The sequence below is a fragment of the Mesobacillus maritimus genome, from assembly GCF_019749255.1.
Taxonomy (GTDB): domain Bacteria; phylum Bacillota; class Bacilli; order Bacillales; family Cytobacillaceae; genus Mesobacillus_B; species Mesobacillus_B maritimus_A.
The window spans coordinates 56,606-78,322 of sequence record NZ_JACWFH010000005.1 but is presented as its reverse complement, the minus strand read 5'-3'; the positions used below and the strand labels follow the sequence as shown (position 1 = coordinate 78,322).

General features: G+C 37.2%; 26 protein-coding genes. 20 read left to right on the top strand and 6 right to left on the bottom strand.

All coding sequences use genetic code 11. From position 1 onward, the window contains the following. Positions 1-82: 82 nt before the first annotated feature. Complete coding sequence (gene corA / locus H0185_RS01955) at positions 83-1,033, bottom strand: magnesium/cobalt transporter CorA (protein WP_221870669.1); 951 nt, start codon at positions 1,031-1,033, stop codon at positions 83-85. A gap of 141 nt (positions 1,034-1,174) precedes the next feature. On the opposite strand from corA, the gene H0185_RS01950 reads away from it, so the two are divergent. From H0185_RS01950 to H0185_RS01940, 3 genes are all read left to right on the top strand, one after another. Further along, positions 1,175-1,408 (top strand): group-specific protein, encoded by a 234-nt coding sequence (locus tag H0185_RS01950; protein ID WP_221870667.1) that lies wholly within the window; start codon positions 1,175-1,177, stop codon positions 1,406-1,408. Positions 1,409-1,683: 275 nt separating this feature from the next. Then, positions 1,684-1,950: a phage holin gene (locus tag H0185_RS01945; RefSeq protein ID WP_221870665.1), complete on the top strand. Its 267-nt coding sequence runs from the start codon at positions 1,684-1,686 to the stop codon at positions 1,948-1,950. A 78-nt stretch (positions 1,951-2,028) separates the two neighbouring features. After that, positions 2,029-2,307, top strand: a complete 279-nt coding sequence (locus H0185_RS01940; protein WP_221870663.1) for a hypothetical protein — start codon at positions 2,029-2,031, stop codon at positions 2,305-2,307. Positions 2,308-2,746: 439 nt separating this feature from the next. Here the strand turns inward: H0185_RS01940 and H0185_RS01935 are convergent, their stop codons facing one another. Next, positions 2,747-3,217: a GNAT family N-acetyltransferase gene (locus tag H0185_RS01935; RefSeq protein ID WP_221870661.1), complete on the bottom strand. Its 471-nt coding sequence runs from the start codon at positions 3,215-3,217 to the stop codon at positions 2,747-2,749. Positions 3,218-3,434: 217 nt separating this feature from the next. Between H0185_RS01935 and H0185_RS01930 the strand changes: the two genes are divergently transcribed. From H0185_RS01930 to H0185_RS01870, 13 genes are all read left to right on the top strand, one after another. Continuing rightward, positions 3,435-3,797, top strand: a complete 363-nt coding sequence (locus H0185_RS01930; protein WP_221870659.1) for a group I truncated hemoglobin — start codon at positions 3,435-3,437, stop codon at positions 3,795-3,797. A 59-nt stretch (positions 3,798-3,856) separates the two neighbouring features. Further along, entirely contained in the window at positions 3,857-4,390 is a 534-nt protein-coding gene (locus H0185_RS01925; RefSeq protein ID WP_221870657.1) for a GNAT family N-acetyltransferase, read from the top strand. A 123-nt stretch (positions 4,391-4,513) separates the two neighbouring features. After that, entirely contained in the window at positions 4,514-5,428 is a 915-nt protein-coding gene (locus H0185_RS01920; RefSeq protein ID WP_221870655.1) for a DMT family transporter, read from the top strand. Between the two features lie 289 nt (positions 5,429-5,717). Continuing rightward, entirely contained in the window at positions 5,718-5,966 is a 249-nt protein-coding gene (locus tag H0185_RS01915; protein WP_221870653.1) for a hypothetical protein, read from the top strand. Between the two features lies 1 nt (position 5,967). Beyond that, complete coding sequence (locus H0185_RS01910; protein WP_221870651.1) at positions 5,968-7,923, top strand: insertion element protein; 1,956 nt, start codon at positions 5,968-5,970, stop codon at positions 7,921-7,923. Positions 7,924-7,971: 48 nt separating this feature from the next. Next, complete coding sequence (locus H0185_RS01905; protein WP_246628963.1) at positions 7,972-8,517, top strand: hypothetical protein; 546 nt, start codon at positions 7,972-7,974, stop codon at positions 8,515-8,517. A gap of 261 nt (positions 8,518-8,778) precedes the next feature. Further along, on the top strand, positions 8,779-9,156 hold the full coding sequence (locus H0185_RS01900; RefSeq protein WP_221870818.1) for a GntR family transcriptional regulator: 378 nt from the start codon (positions 8,779-8,781) through the stop codon (positions 9,154-9,156). Beyond that, positions 9,153-10,067 carry an ATP-binding cassette domain-containing protein gene (locus tag H0185_RS01895; RefSeq protein WP_221870649.1) on the top strand — a complete coding sequence of 305 codons (915 nt, stop codon included), beginning with the start codon at positions 9,153-9,155 and terminating at the stop codon, positions 10,065-10,067. The genes H0185_RS01900 and H0185_RS01895 overlap by 4 nt, the downstream gene beginning before the upstream one ends. Beyond that, entirely contained in the window at positions 10,045-10,794 is a 750-nt protein-coding gene (locus H0185_RS01890) for a hypothetical protein (RefSeq protein WP_221870647.1), read from the top strand. The genes H0185_RS01895 and H0185_RS01890 overlap by 23 nt, the downstream gene beginning before the upstream one ends. Then, positions 10,794-11,492 carry a hypothetical protein gene (locus H0185_RS01885; protein WP_221870645.1) on the top strand — a complete coding sequence of 233 codons (699 nt, stop codon included), beginning with the start codon at positions 10,794-10,796 and terminating at the stop codon, positions 11,490-11,492. Before H0185_RS01890 ends, H0185_RS01885 begins: the two co-directional genes overlap by 1 nt. Positions 11,493-11,613: 121 nt before the next feature. Continuing rightward, a complete protein-coding gene (locus tag H0185_RS01880) occupies positions 11,614-12,114 on the top strand; it encodes a GNAT family N-acetyltransferase (RefSeq protein ID WP_221870643.1) in 501 nt (166 codons plus the stop codon). A gap of 34 nt (positions 12,115-12,148) precedes the next feature. Further along, a complete protein-coding gene (locus H0185_RS01875; protein WP_221870641.1) occupies positions 12,149-12,706 on the top strand; it encodes an AAA family ATPase in 558 nt (185 codons plus the stop codon). Between the two features lie 43 nt (positions 12,707-12,749). After that, positions 12,750-13,595 (top strand): alpha/beta fold hydrolase, encoded by an 846-nt coding sequence (locus tag H0185_RS01870; protein ID WP_221870816.1) that lies wholly within the window; start codon positions 12,750-12,752, stop codon positions 13,593-13,595. A 1-nt stretch (position 13,596) separates the two neighbouring features. On the opposite strand, the gene H0185_RS01865 is transcribed toward H0185_RS01870, so the two are convergent. Beyond that, a complete protein-coding gene (locus tag H0185_RS01865; protein ID WP_221870639.1) occupies positions 13,597-13,986 on the bottom strand; it encodes a thiol-disulfide oxidoreductase DCC family protein in 390 nt (129 codons plus the stop codon). 294 nt (positions 13,987-14,280) lie between these two features. Here H0185_RS01865 and H0185_RS01860 point away from each other — a divergent pair, with 294 nt between their 5' ends. From H0185_RS01860 to H0185_RS01850, 3 genes are all read left to right on the top strand, one after another. Beyond that, positions 14,281-15,828 (top strand): acyl-CoA carboxylase subunit beta, encoded by a 1,548-nt coding sequence (locus H0185_RS01860; RefSeq protein WP_221870637.1) that lies wholly within the window; start codon positions 14,281-14,283, stop codon positions 15,826-15,828. Positions 15,829-16,016: 188 nt separating this feature from the next. Continuing rightward, the gene (locus H0185_RS01855; RefSeq protein ID WP_221870814.1) at positions 16,017-16,499 is read left to right on the top strand and encodes a ribonuclease H-like YkuK family protein; all 483 of its coding nucleotides are present in this window, start codon (positions 16,017-16,019) and stop codon (positions 16,497-16,499) included. 315 nt (positions 16,500-16,814) lie between these two features. After that, a complete protein-coding gene (locus tag H0185_RS01850) occupies positions 16,815-17,825 on the top strand; it encodes a potassium channel family protein (protein WP_246628961.1) in 1,011 nt (336 codons plus the stop codon). Positions 17,826-17,931: 106 nt separating this feature from the next. Here H0185_RS01850 and H0185_RS01845 read toward each other — a convergent pair whose 3' ends face one another. Beyond that, positions 17,932-18,453 (bottom strand): MerR family transcriptional regulator, encoded by a 522-nt coding sequence (locus H0185_RS01845; protein WP_221870636.1) that lies wholly within the window; start codon positions 18,451-18,453, stop codon positions 17,932-17,934. A 211-nt stretch (positions 18,454-18,664) separates the two neighbouring features. Here H0185_RS01845 and nadE point away from each other — a divergent pair, with 211 nt between their 5' ends. Then, the gene (nadE, locus tag H0185_RS01840; protein ID WP_221870634.1) at positions 18,665-19,483 is read left to right on the top strand and encodes an ammonia-dependent NAD(+) synthetase; all 819 of its coding nucleotides are present in this window, start codon (positions 18,665-18,667) and stop codon (positions 19,481-19,483) included. A gap of 527 nt (positions 19,484-20,010) precedes the next feature. On the opposite strand, the gene H0185_RS01835 is transcribed toward nadE, so the two are convergent. Together H0185_RS01835 and H0185_RS01830 are read right to left on the bottom strand one after the other, a co-directional pair. Beyond that, positions 20,011-20,886, bottom strand: a complete 876-nt coding sequence (locus tag H0185_RS01835) for an IS3 family transposase (RefSeq protein WP_343223066.1) — start codon at positions 20,884-20,886, stop codon at positions 20,011-20,013. 11 nt (positions 20,887-20,897) lie between these two features. After that, a complete protein-coding gene (locus H0185_RS01830; protein WP_221870632.1) occupies positions 20,898-21,191 on the bottom strand; it encodes a transposase in 294 nt (97 codons plus the stop codon). Positions 21,192-21,717: the final 526 nt, after the last annotated feature.

Here is a 21,717-nt window from a genome sequence, read left to right as displayed (position 1 = left end):
CCATATGAAAAAATTCTATAGCATAAAAAAATAAGCACCTACAGGAAAATCAGATGCTTATTTTTTGTTATTCCATTTTTCATTACTTAAACCAACCCTTTTTCCAAAACCATAGAAACATTCCTATGCCGATGATAAGCATAAGGAAGAGAGTAGCAAAATATCCATATTTCCAAGACAACTCAGGCATGTGCTGAAAGTTCATCCCGTATATACCCGCAATAAAGGTCAAAGGCATGAATATTGTTGTGATGACGGTTAAAACCTTCATGACTCGATTGGTTTCATGTGAGTTGAGGGATAGATAACTGTCACGAATATCTGTGGTTAGTTCCCGGTTTGCCTCTACCATTTCTGTTAATTTCAGCAAATGGTCATGAATATCTGAAAAATATTCGATATTTGATATTTGGTCTGCTACTCTTTGTGAGTTAAGCATCCTGTACACAAGATCTCTCATCGGGTTAATGGTATGACGTAAAGCAAGTAAATCATGCCTTGTATCAAAGAGCCGGTCAAGCAAAGATTCCATCGTTTCTTGGCCTGAATTTTCATCTAAGTCATTAAGAATATCTTCTATTTCATAGACAAGGGGGAAATAATTATCCACAATTTTATCCAAGATATGATACAACACATTAGCCGGTGTCAATATACTTGGATCTGCAGAGTGCCTGAGTCGCTTCCAAACTTCATTAATCTCCGAGGAGGGGTTTTGATGAAATGTCACAATATACTTTTCAGAAAGAAATAGGTCAACCTCATCTTTTTCCAATCTTTTCTGATTCAGCGAATAGAATACAAAAAAAGTATGGTCCTCGTAGTAATCTAATTTTGCTCTTTGCAGGTTATAAAGACAATCTTCAATTGCAAGTGGATGAAACTGAAGTGGATTTCTTAAGGCAACTACTTCCTCTTTTGTTGGTTGATTAAAATCAATCCAATACCAACTATAATCTTTGCTAACAAGGTCTTGAACTGGTATATCGTAATGAATCTGGTTTTCTTTACTAATCGCTATTGTACGGATCATATAAGTCCCTCATTTATAGTATGCTTATCTATAGTTTAAACGAAAAGACATATATGGACAAAAATTCCATAAGCATAAGCGTAAATTCTCGTAAATTTTGGTATCCTAGAAGAAGAAATCTTTTAAAAGGGAGGGATTGTCATGGGAGAATGTAAAATTGATCATAGCCCGGAAGACGTTAGAAAGAAATACGAGGAACAGTCTCCGTACTTACCTGAAGAAGCAAAATCTTTGTTCGAGCGCTTTTTTAGTGAAGAACATACTCAAGATATCCTTAACGAAGTGTTTCATTTATTGAAAAAATATGACTTAGCTTCGCTAGAGGAAAGGGAAGAACGGAACAGAAGGATTGATATGGTCTTAAAAAATGTATAAGAATGATAAAAACGCCATTTGGCGTTTTTTTTGTCATCTTAATATAATTTTTCTGTAAAAAGACAGGAATTCTTTGATAATTTGTCGAATAATTCAGTATACAATGGTGTACCGGTTTGGATTGGGGGTACATATTGTGCAAAGGAATCTTAAATGTAATAAAGAGAGAATTATTTTATGTAAATTAGAAGAAACAGGAATAAAAAGAAGACAACCCATCCTCCTTCTTGCATAAACTGAAGCATAATGCTTTCGTTATGAAGGAGTTGATAGGTTTGATTAATTGGAAAGTCCGGTTTAGAAATCGTACATGGGTACTTGCTTTTGTTTCTCAAGTTTTATTGGTTCTGCAGCTAATGCTACAGGCATTGAACGTGTTCGGTGTAACGGATTTTCAACTAACTGAGCAATTAAAAAATGAAGTGTTTGCGACTACAAATAGTCTTTTTTTCCTTCTATCTTTTCTTGGTTTAGTTCAAGATCCAACAACTAAGGGGTATCGAGATAGTAACCGAGCAAAGTTGTATCGCAAACCCCATTAAATTTGTCGTAAAAGGAATCATATCATCATAGTTTCATATATTTAATCATAATGAAGGTTAATGAAAGGGGCTGGAACCATGGTAAAATGGATAATCATTGCCCTCATACCCATTGCTTTGTTCCTTATAATTGAGGAAGCTGTTCAGTTTTTGTTGAAAAGATATATGAATGGGCCAAGAGAAAAGAAGGAAGGAAAACGAAAGGAACGGTTGGCAATCAGGTTTCATAATGTCTTTACTTCAATTAAAGAATATCAATTGCTAACCGCCATTAAGGATTCTAGATTGTTTAGAATCGTTAGGGAATCTAAATTTATATCATTCTTTAGAAAGCATCGAAAAGATCCTTCACATTAGTGGGAGGACACTGAAAAGGCCTTTAAATTAAGTAATGTGCTAAAACATAGTTGTTGATTTCCGTTCCAGGCGGCTTCGCTTTCCGCGGGCGTGCCGGGGAGCCTCCTCGGTGCCTTAGGCACCTGTGGGGTCTCCATACTCCCACAGGAGTCTTCGCCGCCTTCCACTTTAATCAACTGAGTTCCTATACTTAGGTTAAATTCAAAAAGGCATAACCCCTTTTTTATAAAGGGAATTATGCCAGCTGTTAATTATAGTATTAATTTTTAACGCTAATGGATTAAAAATTAAGGGGAAATAAGCTCCAAACCGAACATAAAAAACGACTCTAAATTCAGATTTTGAATGTTAGAGTCGTTTTTTTTGATTGGAGAGATTACTTTACCAAAAGCCAAAGGATTTTCATTGCCTCCATTTGTGGTAGGATCTTTTTCTTTTTCTATTCCTTTATCATCGTAATGAATTTAGTTTCACCACGATTGAATTCCAGGTTCTTAACAAAACCATGTTTTTCATAAAGAGAAATGGCCCGACTGTTGAAATCAGTAACTGTTAAACGGATAGTCTTATACGGAGTAGAATCTGCTATGTGTGCTAAAATAAAACCGAAAAATTCACTCCCATATCCTTGTCCTGTTAGAGCTGGTTTCATCCCTATACCAATATCAAGCAAGTCTTTAGAATATGCACCGAACTGAGAGCCAATCGGTACTTGTGCTGTTTTTCCAGTGCAAAAATATCCAATTAATTCCCTTTCCGAACTCACTATTGCATAATAAGATTCCTCTAGCAATTCTCGTAATGCTTCTTCACTAAACTCGTTGTTATAGAAGTCATATGGTGGAGAGTACTTCCAATGTAAAATTTCTCTAGCAAACCCGTCGTCCATTTCTTTTATAAATAATTTCATGATTCACCTCGTTAGAGTGATTAGGAAGTCCAATGTAAAAACGCAATCGTTTTGTTTATTTCTAAATGATATCGTGATAAACTTATTTTAAATTTAGAATATTACCTCAAGCGTGTCAATTGTTTAAATGCTAATCATGATATAAAGATAAACTGTGGATAAATATAGGGTTTTTGTAGAAAATACCAATGATTAAATTTTAAATGAGGTGTTTTCTATGGACCAAAGCCTTTACGACAAAGTGGGCGGAGCGGAAGCAATTGAAAAGGTTGTAAATTATTTTTATCATGAACTTGTTTTAAAGGATGAAACTGTTAATCAATTTTTTGAAGAGACGGATATGGACAAGCAAATCCGTCATCAAGCGAAATTTATTAGTTTTGCATTAGGTGGACCGAACCAATATTCAGGAAAGTCAATGGCCAAAGCACATGAAGGGATGAATTTACAGCCTGAGCATTTCAATGCCATTGTCAATCATCTTCACGACGCACTTGCTCACTTTGGAGTTAGCGAGGCAGATATTGATACAGCATTGACAAAGGTTGCTACCCTTAGGGACGATATTCTTAATAAATAAATTTTTAGCGAGTTACCAGGGAGTTGTCTTCAACTCCCTTTTTTTAGGGGGGGGACTTGATGATTGCTTTAAGATATTTTGAACCACCAGACTTTCAGACTCTTATTCAATGGGTTGATTCACCTGCATTTTTGCTTCAATGGGCCGGATCTAGCTTTTATTACCCGTTAACAGAAGCACAACTAGAGGACTATGTAAGGGACGCCAATCAAGGAGGTTCTACGAAGCTTATTTATTGTGTAGTTCATAATGAGAAAGACAAGGTGATTGGCCATATTTCTTTAACGAAAATTGACCATAGAAACAAATCAGCGCGAATTGGTAGAGTACTAGTGGGCGACGAACGCTATAGAGGACAAGGTTTAGGAGAGTTGATGATACAGGAAATGCTGAAGATAGCTTTTAATGAGCTGAAGTTGCATCGAGTCACTCTTGGTGTCTTTGATTTTAATTCGGGGGCTATAGCATGTTATGAAAAAGCGGGCTTTACGAAAGAGGGACTGTTCCGAGACACTTTAAAACACAATGACACATACTGGAGTCAATGGGAAATGAGTATATTGGAAGAGGAATGGAGGGAACATAAACAGTAGATTCATATCATTGCGTAAAGGTGAAAAGGAATAGTCGGTCATATGAATTTTTTACATAAAAGGCAGTGGTGGCGTTAACCAATTGGTAGATTCGCAACTACGCTAGGAGGATCAATACAAAACATGAAAAGGGGAATGGGATTATTAGTACTAGCAACTATCCTTTGGGGAGGGAATTATATATGCGGACGGTACTTAAGTGAGGCAATGCCTTCGACCTTACTGAATACAACTCGGTGGGGGATTTCAACACTTATTCTTGTAGGGTTATTAAATTTAAATAAAAAGAAACTCCCTATTGTCACCATGTGGAAAGAGTTCTCCATCCTTGGCTTCACTGGTATTTTTGCTTTTTCCACATTAACCTATATGGCACTTGGAAATATTAGCGTTTCTCAAGCTGGGATGATCTCATCTGGAATTCCCATTAGCATCCTTTTATTCACCCCATTTATTTTGAAAGAAAAGGTAAGCATGAGAGCCTGGATTGGTGCAGGGATTTCAATTTTAGGTGTGATCGTTTTATTTTTAGGGAAAAGTGGAGTTGCTGCTTTAGATGGATCTCTGCTAGGAAATGTTCAAGTTGTGCTAGCTTGCTTGGCTTGGGGAATCTATACGGTGATAGGCAAACGCTATGGGAAAAAGCATGATTCTCTTACTTTAACTGCTGGATCTGCCCTATATGGGACAATCTTCAGTGCAATTAGTTGTATTGGAACGGTTGAACCAAGCATGGTCAGTATGAATGGTACAGCATGGGTTTCTTTGTTATATGTTAGCACACTTGCATCCGTTGGGGCGTATTTAGCATGGAATGCTGGTGTGAAAATCCTTGGCGCTAGTCAAGCAGCTCCATACCTGAATTTGTTACCTGTCTGGACTGTTCTATTTGGAATTCTTTTGCTTAAGGAACAGGTTTCTTTCGTCTCGTGGCTAGGTGGTTTCATTACAATCCTAGGTGCGCTAATAGCAAGTGTGAACAAAGAGTTTATATCTTCGATGCTTCATAGGAAAATAGCCAAAGATACTCAAATGTAGTAACTAGAATACAAAAAAACAGTCCAATTACGTAATGGGTTCCGTTTAGGGAGAGAAAACACTAAATAGTTATCCATTTAACAGACCATTTCGCATAGCGATTTGGTCTTTGCTTTTTATTGTTATATCAATGTTTATTCAGTTTTTATTGTGGAGATAATTGTGGTATTAACAACCTAAATAACAAGTGGACAATAATTATTGTCCTCTGTAAAATTGATATGTTAATTTAGCTACTAATTTTGGTGCTAAAGCTGACTTCGGTTTGAAGAAAGGAAGGCAAATGGCGATGAAAAAATGGAATTATATTAAGCCTAAAAATCTCAATGCAGAGCGACCTGAATGGCTTATTTCGGAACATACAAGAAACATCGTGGCAGCCTTTTCGGAGTATAGCGAATACACCGAAAGCGAAGTGGTAGATAAATTTTTAAAGAATCTTCTAACTGATGATGATTTTGTTAAATGGGCAACGAATAAACGGAATAATAAACGATTGCTCAAACAACTTGGAATAGAGGAAACGGAGGAAAAATAAGTTGGCTCAACTAAAAAGATTAGCTACGAAGGATGAAGAAGATGTTGTTGTTCAGATACCTTTATCAAAAGAAGAGGTTTCCGATAGAGTAAAACAATATGTAGAGTTAGCCCCAAGTAGATTTTCGAAAAGATATAATGACCTTCTTTATCGCCCCGTATCTTTTACATTTAACGAAAAAAGACACCAGATTCAGTATAACTTTTGCACCAACCCCTTTTGTAAATGGCACGGATTGCCTCAAGAGAAATTTACTTCGGTAAAATCAAAACCAAGTCGTTATCGATTAAGTGGACGTGGAAAAGGAGAAAGGCAATCAATTATTTGTAACGATGACCCAGTAGGATTAATCAGGGGAATGACCTGGGGGTGCATTTCGATGCCTGTTTCCAATTGGTCAATCGCTGAGGAAATCAAACGTTTGGTGCGTATAGAGACGATTAAAGATTTGGAACCAGATTATCAGTTTCATAAGGAAACCTGCATCAATGGCGAAGCAAATCCTTTTAGGGAACCAAGTCTCTTTTATAAACAAGGAAAAAGTAAAGTAGGTGCTCAAGTTTGGCAATGCAAAACTTGTAAAAAGAAAACAAGTTTGCTGCCGACCAGAAAACAGTCTACAACGTACAATCAAAAGAGAAACGACATCCTGCCTTCATTTACAAGAGACCTTTTAAATAGAACTCCTGTTACTCGTACCTGTGAAAAATTAGAAATTGGAGTAAGCACCTACTATCACAAATTAGAATGGGTATATCGAAGATGTTTAGAATTCCTTGAACGACACGAGAAAACTGCTTTTGCCCGAACGGAATTTCCAGTAATGTGGCTAAATACCGATAAAATGATTTATAACCTGAATAATGTTCGGAAAAAAGGTCAGGGAGGCAAAGAATTTCATGATGTTGAAGAATCACAATTTCCTACTCATATCGTTGTCACCGCAGATGTCCATTCACAATATGTGTTTAGGACGGATGTTGCATATGATTGGGATATTGACTTAGACGAAATCAAATTGGACACAGATCTTTTAAAAGAAGACCATTTAAATGAATTTTGCCGAAAAAATGCTCGTTTTAAAGACCGTTCATTTTTCCCCCAGCCTCCTACTCAGAACGATACACAAACTGACTATGAATATAAAGCGGCACTGAAGGAATTTGAGCGGAGAGGGAAATACGTTGAAGGATTACACGTCAATTCCACCTACACTACTATCGCTCACCTTTGGCTTATTAAGCAGCTTGTGAACGCATCAGAATGGCGTTTTGTCACTGATAAAGATAATTCCTTAATGACAGCTTTTTCCCGTGTTTTTGAGAAAGAAATCCGTCTGTCAGACGCTCACCATTTTATTTGCCAAGTTGATAGAGGAAAAACCTTGAAGCAATGTTATAAAGAGCACAATGAAGGTAGAGGGGAATTACTACGCTGGGGTGCATCAATGATGCACGATACTCGTTCTATTTGGGGCTTAGGTTATCTTAAACTTCTTGATTTGTTTCAAAATGCAACCTTTCACGAAGAAGTAGTTGTTGGTTCGGATTCATATCGTAAGTGGGCAGAAGAACCAATAGAGCATCCTATTCCAACAAAGGATAAAGGATTTTATAATGTAGATTGTAAAACAGACCTATCCTCTTTGGAACCAAGTGAGATTGCAAATCTAATATTAAATGTAAGTGACCACGCTTCAAATTCGTTTATTCAACAAATTCGTAGGAGGTTATCCATCTTGGAACGTCCTCTTGTAACAGCTAGGGGAGATGGTAAGAGTTATATTTACGCAAATTTCAATCCGAAATATGCTCAGTATGCCTTAACGATTCTACGAACTTTTTATAACTATTGTGAAACAATTAAAGGTCTAGATGGTAAAAAGCAAACTCCCGCCCAACGACTAGGTATAACGGATAAGGAATTTAAAATTGAGGATATTTTATATTTAAGGTAATAATTGTAGATAATAACGTCTGAGTGGATTACCTAAAATATCAAGGACGTGGTTTTTATCAAGATAATAAAAATATCCGTTTTATGTATTGTTCTCACCTTTACATTTTCATTTGTAGCTAAAGCAGACTACTCAAGCGAAGAATTTCAAAAATCATTTTTTGAAATCGGGTATACAGGTATTCATCAGGCATTAAAAGATAGTAGCATACATTTTAATCGTAATATTGAATTGCCAGTCGAACTACCTCCAATTGCTTTTACTCATAGCTTTTCAAGGGTAGGTGATATAGAAGATAAGCCTAACGATAAACTTGAAATCAAGTATATAAATAAGGATATACCTCAAAATCACTATAAGATTTTTGTCCAACCTGTTAAATATGGGATTGATTTCAGGGATAACCTTATCGACCAAAAAATGAAACTAAATGACGGCAACGAAGCAATTTATAGCACGAAAGCCGTAGGAAGTTTTAACCTCTTAGTATTCGAAAAAAATGGATTTCAGTATGTTTTGAGTGTTGATAAAAGAATATCTAATAAAGTTACACCCGAAATATTAGTGGAAATTGCAAATTCAATAAGAAATTAAACAGAAAATAAAAAGAGCATCGGTTATCAGTGACCGATGCTTTTTTTATTGTTATTTAATGTGATAAATCGTGTGCTAAACACCTTACTTTTTAAGGGGAGAATTTAAGTTTTCTCTCCCATAACGGAATCCGTTACCAATTACGGGCTGTTTTTTTTTTTTGTATATACCTAATTTTTACGAATTGAATTGAAAAGATTGGCAAATTATTATATACTACATTACAACAGTAATGCACTACACCGGAGGGGGGCGAGGGCGATTCTTAACAATAATAGTTCTAAGCCTATCTATGTACAAATAGCTCATTGGATTGAATCAGAAATACTAAATAACCACTTCCAAGCGGATCAAAAGGTTTACTCACAATACCAACTTGCAGAAATGTACACAATTAATCCAGCTACTGCAGCGAAAGGACTTAATCTTCTAGTAGACGAGAAGATACTATATAAAAAGCGGGGGCTTGGAATGTTTGTGACTGAAGATGCAAAACAAATCATCCTGAATAAACGGAGAAATCAAACACTAAAGCAGTTAGTAGATGAATTAGTTCAAGAGGCAAACAGGCTACATATTTCTAAGCAAGAATTGATTACCATGATCCAAGACGCAAATGAAGAGGAGGTACAAACATGAAAGTGATAGAATGTTCAGAGTTGACAAAGTCATATAACAGAAAAAAAGTACTAAATCAATTATCTTTTTCAATTGAAGAGAACACCATCACAGGACTAGTCGGCAGAAATGGTGCAGGTAAGACCACTTTGCTTAAAATTATCGCAGGGTACATAAAAAATACATCAGGAGAAGTGAGGGTTTTTTCTGAGAGATCATTTAATAGTCTGAATGTTTCGGGAAATAGTATCTTTGTCGACGATCAAATGAGCTTCCCGCCTGCATTGCAACTAGGTGAATTATTAGGAGAAGCGAAACGGTTCTATCCAAACTATGATGCCAATTTAGCAAAACGTCTATTTGATTATTTTGGATTTGACGAAAAAGCTTATCATAATCGACTATCAAAAGGGAAAACGAGCACATTTAATATGATTATTGGTTTAGCCTCTCGCTGCCCGTTAACGATTTTTGATGAACCGACAACGGGAATGGATGAAGCTGTTAGGAAAGATTTTTACCGTGCCTTGCTTAAAGATTATATTGCTCACCCCAGGACAATCATTATTTCAAGTCACCATGTTGATGAGGTAGAAGACATACTAGAGGACGTTCTCCTAATTAATAAGGGAAGCAAGCTTTTGCATTTGCCAATTGCCGAAGTCAAAGAATGGGCATGTGGGATCAAAGGGAACTCAGAAACTGTTCTAAAACTGATAAACAATAAAGAAGTTCTATATCAAAAAGAGGTGGGAATGAACACGTTGTATGCTGTTGTTAGGAAAGATTCATCAGGATCAGGTAGCATAGAAGAACAAGCACAATTGGCTGGTTTAGAGGTTACAGCTGTTCGTTCAAGTGATCTTTTTGTTCATCTCACAACAGAAGCAAAGTCAAAGGGGGGAATAGATGATGTCTTTAACAACTACTAGTTTAGTAGAAACGGTGAAAAATCAATATTTTTATAAATTGAAGGCAAATATTGATTCGTTTAGTTCGCTTGTGGGGATTCAAAGTTTAGCGATGCTTTTTTCATTGGGTGGTGTAGGTTCTTCTGGCTTTAGTGGGGGAGACATTAGTGTAAATATAAAATACTATTCTTCCGATATGATTTTTGTATTTACGATGATTTGGGCGTTTATAACAGCAATAACGATCACAACCAAACCGTACCGAAATTATGATTTCACTTTCGTAACCAATCGACTAAGTAGTAGCCTAGCAAATGTATTGTTTTTGGGAAGTGCAGGCCTCCTTGGTGCTATTACCTCAGTATTGTCAGGGAATTTACTACAAATTATTTCAGCTTTATTCATGGATGAACAATTATACCATCTGTCAGGTGGATCATCTCATTACATTCTGGGAATACTCACCACGTTTTTCTACTTGTTTTTAATTAGCTCTATTGGATATTTTATCGGAACATTGGTTCAAATAAGCAAAGTGTTTGTGGTGATTATTCCAGTGTTGTTTATTGGGACATTATTTTTCCAGGCTTTTTCCTTAAAGGAAAAGGAACCATTTTTCTGGAATATGATTCAGTTTTATACAACTGAAACAACAGTATCGTTATTTATTCTAAAAGCAGTACTTACAACGGTAGCATTCTTTACACTTGCTACTAGTGTATTGAACCGCTTGGAGGTGAAAAGATAATGATGTTGCTAGGTGCCGTTTTACCCATTGTTTTTGTCATTTTGTTTGGCTTGTTCTTTTTTATCACAGTCAAGATTGGAAAAAAGTACTTGACGATAAAAATCACCCACTGGCTGCTATTGGTTTATGTGGGAGTGCTTGTTCTTGCTTCAGTAACTGTTCCGCTTTTTGCCCAGGAACATGGGAATATAAAAAGTGTTCAAGAAAAGGATGACCATGATGAAATGAATGATCCTTATTCACAGCTTTATTCAAAATTAAGTAATGGAGAAGTCGCTGAAATTGATTCTTCTTATTTACAAGAAGAGAGAAACTTTGAACATTATTCGAACAAATCAATAAGCATTGTTCCTAATACAATTAATGGACCGCAAGTTTTTGTAGAAAGGAAGGAAAAAGCGGATGCGACAATTGAGGTAGCTATTTACTCAACGGGCTTAGTGGTAGACGAACTTGATTTCTCAAGCCTTCTAAAGCCCAGTGAAGTTGAATTAACAGACAATATCCTAACGATTAATTCTATTTATCAAGAGTTTAACTTTGCAATTGCAGGAAATGGTTATCCAGTTAGACAATTTACTGGAGAAACGATGTTTGAGCATCATTCGTTCAGGAGTGGAGATTCTTTTGTTTATTTGCGCATTCCAAGTGGTATTGAGATTGAAGGGAATATTGATGCATTACAACTAATAAATTAGCATTTAACTTCTTTCTAGAGCTGTAGAAGGGTGTTCCTGTTAAGGGACACTCTTTTCGTTTATTTTCATTATATTCTGAAGTATAATGGTTGATAAAATCATTTTTAAAAGGGGTGGAAAGATGAAAATTAGGAGATTAGGAGTCCTAGACGCGGAGAAGTACTTAGAGATTAGATTAAAAGCATTGAGAAACAACCCTGAGGCTTTCGGTTCAAGTTACGAAGAAGAGAAAAACAGACCTGTTGAGGTGTATAGACAAAGGCTTGCATCGGAAGAATCTTTTACTTATGGGGCTTTTTTAGATAATCAGTTGGTCGGTACCGTTACATTGGTGAAAGAAACATATATAAAGTTTAGACATAGAGCCAATATTGTTGGGATGTATGTAGACCCAGCAAATCGTGGATCTGGCATTGGCAGAATTCTATTAATCGAGGCCATTAAAAAAGCGAAATCCATTGGAGTGATAGAGCAACTAAATTTGTCTGTTGTAACTACAAATGAACCAGCGAAAAAACTATATACATCATTGGGGTTTGACGTGTTTGGAACAGAAAAACGGGCATTAAAATTAGATGAGCTCACCTATTTAGATGAGCATCATATGGTGTTGTTCTTATAAATAGTAGATGGAAGCATCATTCAGGGAGGACCACATGAAATTTGTACTAATCTTTGGCCCGCAAGCTGTTGGAAAAATGACGGTAGGGCAGGAATTAGCCCAAAAAACACAATTAAAACTCTTTCATAATCATATGACGTTAGAGCTTTTGTCTCCAATTTTTGGGTTCGGACCTGAGACTTGGAGGCTATCGGATTTATTCCGTTTTGAGGTGTTTAAAGCTGTGGCAAATAGTGATTTGGAAGGGATGATTTTTACCTACGTTTGGGCTTTTAACGAAAAGGATGATTGGGCGTTTGTTGATAAACTTTGCACAATCTTTGAAGAAAAAGGGGCAGAAATCTACTTTGTAGAGCTAGAAGCAGATATAGATGAACGGAAAGTTAGAAATAAATCACCAAACCGACTTGCCCATAAGCCTTCAAAACGTGATCTTGAATGGTCTGATAATGAGTTGAAAAGTAGTATGAATCATTATCGATTGAATTCCTTTGCTGGGGAAATTACTAGGAAGAATTTTATTAAGATTAATAATACCAATTTAGGTCCTAAAGAGGTTGCTGTGAAAATTAAGGAAAAGTTTGGAATATAGCAGGTTCATACATTTAGAATGACGAGGAGGAAATAGGGTGGATATATGGAAGCGAAGGTTGGTTAATACTTCTAGGGGAGTGTTTGAAATCTTCATAAAGGGGGAGGGCACCCCCTTATGTGTGACACATCATTACTCTGAGTTTAATGAGACAGGCGACTATTTTGCAGATACTTTTACCAGCTCACATCAAGTTTATCTTGTGAACTTGAGGGAAGCAGGACAGTCGGCGAAAGCAGTAGAACATTATCAGCTTAGTATGTTGGAGACGATTTTCGATTTAGAGGCCATTCGAGAGGCATTGGGTTATAATCAATGGGGCTATGCTGGGCATTCAACCGGGGGGATGCTAGGGATTATTTACGCTATTTATTTTTCAGATAGTTTGAGCTTCAATGTGGTAGTGGGTGCTGCAGCCAGGGAATATGCTACATTCTCTTCAGAATGTATTTATAATCGAAACCATCCCCAATTCACGAGAATGCAAGAACTAATAGAAGAATTGAAACGCTCTGATTTATCTGATGAAGCAAGAAAGGCGCTCTCCATTGAACGAACAAAGCTTTCATTATATGATCCGCAACGTTATTCAGAATTTTTCTCTACAGATAGAACGAAAAAAATGTCAGCTACAAGGATGAACTTCTTTAATCGTGAACTTCAAATCTTTGATGTGAGCAAAAAGTTAAAACTGATTACGACACCTACGCTCATTATGTGTGGGAATTACGATGTTCAATGTCCATTGGTGTACTCACTTGAGATGCATGATGAGATTTTAGGTTCTAAGCTGGTAACTTTCTTAAAGAGCAATCACTACCCCTTTTTGGAAGAAAAGGAATTATTTCTAAAAGAAGTTCAAAAGTTTTTATTAGAAATTGGAAGCTAATCTATAAGAATCTTTTCTTTATTTCGGGTGATGGAATTTCGCATACTTCCTTTTTTCCAAACCACTTATATCTATTTTTCGCAATATCATCATAGACCAAGTCCCGAATAGGTGTTGGAATAAGGAGAAAGAAAACCCCGATTTTCCACACCCCTTTTAAATTTTTACAGATTCGTAGGGCTGCAGTTGACTTTATATAGAATTGGTTATCCTGAATTAATATCAAGCTATCTATATGCAGTGGGATGTTATAATCTCTAATGATTTGTCGCCCTATATCACTTTGTATTGATGCAAACTTAAAGTTAGCGTTGGGATCTCTCTTAATGATGAATTGAACACTTTGGTCACAAAAGTGGCATTCTCCATCAAATAAAACAATTTTGTTCATTTTGGTCATCTCCATGTAATGACTATTTGCTCTACCTATATTCTAACATTTTCTATTATTTTATTTCGTAAAAAACGGAAAGGATACAGTTTTTTATTGAAATAATTGTTATAAGCTTACATACATATTATGATAGAGTAAATATATATTCAGAAGATTCTAAAACTATAGTCTGCATAAAACGTGTTCTATAAATAAAAAATTAAAAGCCTGCTACTAATAGGAGGCTCTTAATGATAGACCTATATACTGACTGGTTAGAATGTTTAATAACTAGATTAATAGGAGGTTTCTATGGATAACATTAGAAGACAAGTAGAGGATTTACAAGAGAGAAAGGCCGCAGCTCAATTGGGTGGGGGAGAAGAGAAGATTAAAAGTCAGCATCACCGAGGCTTTTTAACTGCTCGAGAGAGAATTGACTTATTAGCTGATGAAGGGTCATTTATGGAGTTCGGAATGTTAAATACGTCAGATGTAAGTGGCAAGGAACAGAAAAGCTATGGAGATGGTCTCATAGCGGGCGTTTGTAAAGTCAATGGGCGACCTGCAGTTGTTCAGGCTGGAGACAAGACCGTTTTTGCAGCGACAGAAGGAAATGTTCATATTCGGAAATCAAGAATGGTACACGATTTTGCTGTACGCAATGGATTACCGATGTTTTTCTTACATGAAGGTGGAGGATTAAGTATGCCAGATGGGATGGGTTCAGACGGGATTAGCGATAAATTGTTTCCTCCAGAAATGTTAACTCATCATCGCCAGGTTCCCACGATGACGGCTATTCTTGGTGATAGCTTTGGGGGACCAACGTGGATGGCGGTCTCATCTGATTTTGTCACCCAGCTTAATGGTACATGCATGGCAATTGCGGGCCCAAGGATGCTTGAACTTGCTAATGGTCAAAAGCTACCACCGGAGGAACTCGGTGGAGTCACTGTTCATAATAAATATACTGGTCAAATTGATCAGAATGCAGCTACGGAAGAGGAATGTATCAATCAGTTGAAAACATATTTTGAATATATGCCGCAAAATGCTGATGAACAGCCGGCGATGAGGGCAACTAACGATGACCCTAACCGGAGGGTGGAGGAAGTGTATGACATCCTCCCGGAGAAAAGCAATCGGGTTTATGATATGAAAAAAATCATTCGAATTCTTGTTGACGATGGAGAGATGTTTGAGGTTCAGCCTAATTTTGGTAAAGGGCTGATTACTGGTATGGCACATCTAAATGGGCAAACAGTTGGAATCATTGCGAATCAACCGAATCAATTTGCAGGTGCACCAGGGCCTCAAGAATGTCAAAAGGCCACTGAATTTATCTGTCTCTGCGATTCTTTTCATATTCCATTGGTTTTTCTTCATGACACACCAGGATTCCGTATCAGCTCGGAAGCGGAAAAAGCAAAAATGCCAACAAAAATTATGGTCTGGAATCAAGCACTTGCTCTTTCTACGGTACCTAAGATTTCTGTAGTTATCCGTAAAAGCATTGGTGCAGCCTATGGCAATATGGCTGGTCCAGGAATGGGCGGAGATTTAGTTGTGGCATGGCCTACAGCAGAAATTAATTTCACAGGTCCTGAAGTTGGAATTAACGTTGTGTATGGTCGTGAGTTGGCAAAATCTGATAATCCAAAGGAAATGAGACAGGAGCTCCTTACTCATTGGTCATTTGATAGTTCGCCATATAAGGCGGCAGCCAAACATTTAATTGATGATGTGATTGAGCCAGCCGAGACTAGAAAATTTTTATGTCAATCGCTTGAATACCTATTAACCTCAAAACGCAAAAAAAGTGAACGACGTTTAGCTACTTGGCCAACTGGTATATGAATGAAAGGTTCGATTGGTGCGTGTCCGTCTGAAAAAATCACAGAAAATGAACAACATCCTGTTACTAGCTTAATACAATAGTAGTATCAAAGGTGTTTAGGGTGAAAAATTCAACTCTATCCCAAATAATGTGGTGATAACAGGTGGGTACAAATCAGTATGTTTTTCAGAATTTACAAGAACAGAACATGACTTTTGACCAGGTATTTGAGAGAATCCTTAAATTTATGAACCGAAAGCCAAATGGGAATTACAAGTTGATGGTTGGAACTGATTCTCAGGTTCATATGGACAGAACCATTTTTATTACTGGCATTGTGATTCAAAATGAAGGGAAAGGCGCATGGGCTTGTATTAGAAAAAGTATTGTTCCAAGAAAAATGCTTCATCTCCATGAACGGATCAGTTATGAAACTTCACTTACGGAGGAAATCGTTTATCAGTTTACAGAAGAGCATAAGAACCGGATGATTGACATCGTTTTACCGCATATCTATAAAGGTGCTACTTTTACGATGGAAGGTCATTTGGATATCGGTTCGGGGAAGAGAAATAAGACAAGAGAGTTTGTACAGGAAATGGTTTCACGACTTGAAACCATTGGCGTTGAACCTAAAATTAAACCAGAAGCATTTGTAGCCTCCAGCTATGCGAATCGCTTTACGAAGTAACTGGCTCCATAATTTGGTTTGATTGATTTTAAAATTGGACGGGGGATAAAAAACCGCCGTTCTTTTTATTGTTGAAAAAAATATACTCTTGGACAGATGCAAAAAAGAGGCATTCATCTTCACTGTTTTGGGCATACTTTAAAAACTCAGTTGGAATTTTAGCGTAAGTACGGCTAATGATGAAGCTTTAAATAAGTTTACAAGTTCTTATCTGATAATTGGATTTCTTTAGATGTGTACAAATAAAATGCAATAAACGCTATAAGCAATAAGAGCATTGTGAAAAGAGGATACATGATGGGTGTTTTACATAGAATGCTCTCAAAATTTATCAAGATCAGTCTGTGGCATGCGGCAGTGATTGCTATTATTCTAATAGTGCTTTGTAGTTTTTTAATGTTGAAGGTCGAGGCTGAAACATTTCCGCGTTTTCTTGACGCCCTATGGTGGACGATGACAACACTTGTTACAGTTGGATACGGTGAGATATATCCTAAAACTGATTTTGGAAAGATCTTTACAATGGCCTTTGTCTATACCTTTGGGATTGGCGCAATGGGGATTCTTGTAGGGAAGCTCTTCGAGGGTTTTACTATCTTCCGGAGGCTAAAGGAGGAAGGGAAATTGAAATATGAGGGGAAACAACATTATATCTTGATTGGCTCCTCAAAGGATAAGCTCGGAAGTATCCTTGAGGAAATCCTCCTTAACGATAATAAAAGTGATGTGGTCGTTATTGATAATAGCCCCCATTCCCCAATCGTTCACGAGCGGGTCCATTTTGTTAGTGGAAACCCAGCTGCTGAAGATATCTTACTAAAAGCCAATATTCTTGAGGCAAAATCGGTGGCGATTTTTTCCGATGAATGGAATGAACACGCAGAGTATTCGGATGGAAAGTCTCTTCTCATTGCTTCAAGAGTGGAGCAACTGGCAAAAAAACACAATAAAGATATCTATACAGTGGTGGAAGTGAAGAAGGAAATGCACCTAGCGCTTTTTGACCACGCAAATGTCGATGAATTTATTTTGTCTAGTGACTCTTTGTCTCGATTAATGGCGCAAGCGACCATTCATCATGGATCTAGTCAATTATTCGAACAGCTTATGAGTAAAAAAGAAGGGGAAACCCTTTATGAGATTAGGAAGAAGAACCATTGGGTTACGTATAGAGATGCTGCTGCAGAACTATTTGAACAAGGTGCAACATTAATTTCGGACGGAACTAGCTTAGATATTGCACGCCGCTCTCATGAAGAGATCCCAACTGATGGCAGATTATTTATTATATGTGATAAAAAGACATATGAAAAAATCACTACATAGATAAAACTACTTGATAGAACGCTGTCCAGGATGAAAACTAGGTTATTCACAAAGCTATATTTAAGTCAACGAGAATGAAAAAAGCACATCATTGAAATGTGCTTTTTTAAATCCCTAAAAACGAACTAATGAAGTTTTTTTTCTTTAGCCTTTTAAAGAGTCCAGTCTCTTCAGTGGAGGCTGCAACCATATCAATTGAATCCATTTCATTTTTTCTGTCCTTTTCTTCTAACCTTTCAATTTGTTGAGTGAGAGTGTCGATTTTTTCATGGAGTTCCTCGATTTCTCTTCGGTGCTGCAGGAGTTGGTACGAAACATGTTCGTCAGCTTTACGCTCTATTTTTGCCTCGAGTTCAGTTATTTTAGTTAGAAGTTTCTCGAAATCCTCCTGGCGCATTTCTTTCCTTACCGTTGCCTGTCGAGTCTTTTTCGCTGCTGCAGCAATATCTTGAAGGAGGACTCCATTATTAATCTGCTCTTGAATTTTTTTCATTACATCAATATCTGCATCATTAAACACATAATGGCCAAGTTCATTTCGGTTCATTTTAAGATTGGCATGCTTCACCCAGCGCTGAATGGTGCTCGGTGAAACACCAAGTAATTTTGCAACTGCATTTGTATTCATACGAATCCCTCCCCGATAATTACACATTCGCTATCGAATAAAGGAATCCTTTAAGAATGACAAAACAAGTATTTGTTCGGCAAAGAAAGAGAAGATTCTTCGTGTTTTGTCGAAGTTAAAAAAAGATACCGCTCGTCCAATCCGACCATTCATTTGAATCTAGAGTCAGAAAGTATTAAACTTTTAGTATGTTATAAATGAGGTGGATGCGATGAATATACAAGAGAGAATTATAAAGGATTTACATGTAAAGTCAGAAATTGATGCAAAGCAAGAAATTAAAGACCGTGTAACTTTTCTAAAAAACTACTTAAAAAACTCTCGAGCCAAAGGTTTTGTACTTGGAATTAGTGGTGGACAAGATTCAAGTCTAGCAGGCAGACTTGCCCAGCTTGCGGTGGAAGAAGCTAGAAAAGAAGGGTATGAAGCAATATTTATTGCTGTGCGCCTCCCTTATGGAGTTCAGAAAGATGAGGATGATGCAAAAGCCGCGTTAGATTTTATTAAGGCAGATAAAGAGTATGTTTATAATGTCAAAAGTGCCGTGGATGCTGTTGAGACGGAATTCAATACCATAGGTAGCAAATTACTAAGCGATTATCATAAGGGCAATGTAAAGGCACGCATGAGAATGATTGCACAATATGCTATTGGCGGAGAAGAAGGGTTGCTTGTGATTGGAACCGACCATGCTGCCGAGGCTGTTACTGGTTTTTATACAAAATATGGCGATGGTGGAGCGGATGTTCTCCCTTTATCAGGTTTAAGCAAACGCCAAGGGAGAGCTTTGCTACAGGAGTTAGGTGCAGAAGAAAGGCTCTATTTGAAAGTTCCTACAGCAGACTTATTGGATCAAAAGCCAGGGCAAGCCGATGAAACAGAGTTAGGTATTACTTATGACGAGCTTGATGATTACCTTGAAGGCAAAAAGGTTTCTCCTGAAGTTGCGGAAAAAATTGAGAAACGCTATCTCGTAACAGAACATAAACGCCAATTACCTGCAACTATTTTTGATGAGTGGTGGAAATAACAAAAGTTCCTTCTTATTGACATTGAAAAACGACCGATCACAACTGTAACAGTTCTGTTTTGATATACAATACCTATGCACACGAATTAGCAGTCCTTTTCTAAATTGAAATGGACTGCTTTTCCTTTATTAAAGGCTGTGTTAAAGGGGGAGATTTTCGCTCAAGGCACATCGCTTTCCCCGGTCGTGCCGGGCGCTTAAGCGCCAATTGAGTCCGAATGAAGGTAGAGTTTGGATTGTCTCAGGGTGAAAAACGGAAATGGAGTCCGAATGAGGGGTATGTTCGGACAGTCTTTGGGTGAAAAACGGAAATGGAGTCCGAATGAGGGTTGTGTTCGGACAGTCTCAGGGTGAAAAACGGAAATGAAGTCCGAATGAGGGTTGTGTTCTGGTCTTCTGTCAAGAAAGTAGACACAAAAAATTGAGACAAAATTCTCCTCAAACTTCTACCGCACTTCGTTTGGTGGGGTGTTAAAAATGACCACTCGGAAAACATGACTGGTCATTTTTAACACCAAATGTCTAATCTATGAGATGATTTTAAGCTCTGACTGGTAATACTTATTCTCAAATTGATTCGGAGAACAGTTTCCCAATGTCGAGTGTTTACGCTTTTCATTATAAAAATTGCTGATATAAAAATTGATGGCTTTTATAGCTTCTGCTCTTGTAGTGAAACGCCTTCTATAGATTAAGTCTTTCTTTATTGTAGCGTGAAAAGACTCAATGCAAGCGTTGTCATACGGGTCGCCTTTTCTGCTCATGCTAATTTGCATTTTATGTTCTTTCAATGCATCAATATAGTCATTAGAACAATATTGAGAACCACGATCAGAATGATGTATAACCCCTTCAGGTGGCTGCCTTGAGATAATGGCCATGTTTAAGGCTTGTAGAGTCAATTCCTTCTTCATGGTACTCCCTATACTCCAACCTACTATTTTCCTAGGAAACAAATCCATTATCGAAGATAAATATAACCAACCTTCAAGTGTCCAAATATAAGTAATATCAGCTACCCAGACTTTATTAGGCTCCTTTACGTTAAACTCCCGTTTAACTAAGTTTGGATATACATTTAAATTATGTTTTGAATCAGTTGTGACTACGAATTTTTCTTTTGGAGTAGCTGTAAGACCGAGTTCTTTCATTCTTCTGGCGACTGTTTTCTCCGATATGCTATATCCCCACTCTACTAAGTCATTATGCACTCTAGGACTGCCATAAGTCCCCATACTTTCGTGGAAAGACTTACTGATCTTTTGCTTAATTTCATCCTTATAGGCTTCTTTTTCAGAGCGAGGTTTACTTTGAGTCCTTAACCATTTATAAAAACCGCTTGGTGATACCTCTAACACTTCGCACATCTTCACAACAGTATGTTCATCACGGTGGGCTTGGATGAAGGTATAAATTACTCTTGGTTTTTGGTGAAGATGTGCATCGCCTTTTTTAGGATTGCATTCTCCTCTTTTAGTTGTTGTATCTCTTTTTCATGTTGTTTTTTCAGCTTTTCTAACTCAGAAGGGGTAATATAAACTTCTCCAGACTGATTAGAATTTAATTCCTCTCTATAATTCTTGACCCATCTACAGATAGTCTTATATGAAATTTCTAATTCATAAGCCACATCTGATGCCTTTCTGCCTTCCTCAACCACTAACTTTGATACATATTCTTTATACTCTTGTGAAAAGTGCTTCCCCATTTTGAACACGTCCTTTTAAATGATATTTTTATTATAAATAAAATCTCATTTTCACGTGTCCACTTTTTAGACTAACTTTAGTTCGGACAGTCTCAGGGTGAAAAAACGGAAATGGAGTCCGAATGAGGGTTGTGTTCGGACAGTCTCAGGGTGAAAAACGGAAATGGAGTCCGATTGAGGGTTGTGATCGGATAGTCTCAGGGTAAAAAACGGAAATGTTTGGACAGGCCCGGGCAGAAAACGGAAGCTGGAGTCCGAATGCATTCCCGCAGGAGTCTCCGTGCCTTCCGCTCCTACCATGTATGAAAAACAACAAGGTACTTTAACACAGCCTTATGTAGTAGGCGAACCGCCAAAACATTATTCCTGTATAGAGGGCCAGCTCTTCTAATTTTTCTGATCTAACTTGTTATAGATTTTTTTAAGAATTTCGTTGTTTTCCTTTTGATTTTTAAGCACTTTCATTGAAAAACGTATAATAAAAACAAATATAGCTATGTAGAATAATATCATTAAAATGGGTGAC

Coding starts and splice junctions, on each gene's coding strand:
- corA (WP_221870669.1), bottom strand. CDS start 1,033: ATGATCCGTACAATAGCGATTAGTAAAGAAAACCAGATTCATTACGAT.
- H0185_RS01950 (WP_221870667.1), top strand. CDS start 1,175: ATGGGAGAATGTAAAATTGATCATAGCCCGGAAGACGTTAGAAAGAAA.
- H0185_RS01940 (WP_221870663.1), top strand. CDS start 2,029: ATGGTAAAATGGATAATCATTGCCCTCATACCCATTGCTTTGTTCCTT.
- H0185_RS01935 (WP_221870661.1), bottom strand. CDS start 3,217: ATGAAATTATTTATAAAAGAAATGGACGACGGGTTTGCTAGAGAAATT.
- H0185_RS01930 (WP_221870659.1), top strand. CDS start 3,435: ATGGACCAAAGCCTTTACGACAAAGTGGGCGGAGCGGAAGCAATTGAA.
- H0185_RS01925 (WP_221870657.1), top strand. CDS start 3,857: ATGATTGCTTTAAGATATTTTGAACCACCAGACTTTCAGACTCTTATT.
- H0185_RS01920 (WP_221870655.1), top strand. CDS start 4,514: ATGAAAAGGGGAATGGGATTATTAGTACTAGCAACTATCCTTTGGGGA.
- H0185_RS01915 (WP_221870653.1), top strand. CDS start 5,718: ATGAAAAAATGGAATTATATTAAGCCTAAAAATCTCAATGCAGAGCGA.
- H0185_RS01895 (WP_221870649.1), top strand. CDS start 9,153: ATGAAAGTGATAGAATGTTCAGAGTTGACAAAGTCATATAACAGAAAA.
- H0185_RS01890 (WP_221870647.1), top strand. CDS start 10,045: ATGATGTCTTTAACAACTACTAGTTTAGTAGAAACGGTGAAAAATCAA.
- H0185_RS01885 (WP_221870645.1), top strand. CDS start 10,794: ATGATGTTGCTAGGTGCCGTTTTACCCATTGTTTTTGTCATTTTGTTT.
- H0185_RS01880 (WP_221870643.1), top strand. CDS start 11,614: ATGAAAATTAGGAGATTAGGAGTCCTAGACGCGGAGAAGTACTTAGAG.
- H0185_RS01875 (WP_221870641.1), top strand. CDS start 12,149: ATGAAATTTGTACTAATCTTTGGCCCGCAAGCTGTTGGAAAAATGACG.
- H0185_RS01865 (WP_221870639.1), bottom strand. CDS start 13,986: ATGAACAAAATTGTTTTATTTGATGGAGAATGCCACTTTTGTGACCAA.
- H0185_RS01860 (WP_221870637.1), top strand. CDS start 14,281: ATGGATAACATTAGAAGACAAGTAGAGGATTTACAAGAGAGAAAGGCC.
- H0185_RS01855 (WP_221870814.1), top strand. CDS start 16,017: ATGACTTTTGACCAGGTATTTGAGAGAATCCTTAAATTTATGAACCGA.
- H0185_RS01850 (WP_246628961.1), top strand. CDS start 16,815: ATGCTCTCAAAATTTATCAAGATCAGTCTGTGGCATGCGGCAGTGATT.
- H0185_RS01845 (WP_221870636.1), bottom strand. CDS start 18,453: ATGAATACAAATGCAGTTGCAAAATTACTTGGTGTTTCACCGAGCACC.
- nadE (WP_221870634.1), top strand. CDS start 18,665: ATGAATATACAAGAGAGAATTATAAAGGATTTACATGTAAAGTCAGAA.
- H0185_RS01830 (WP_221870632.1), bottom strand. CDS start 21,191: ATGGGGAAGCACTTTTCACAAGAGTATAAAGAATATGTATCAAAGTTA.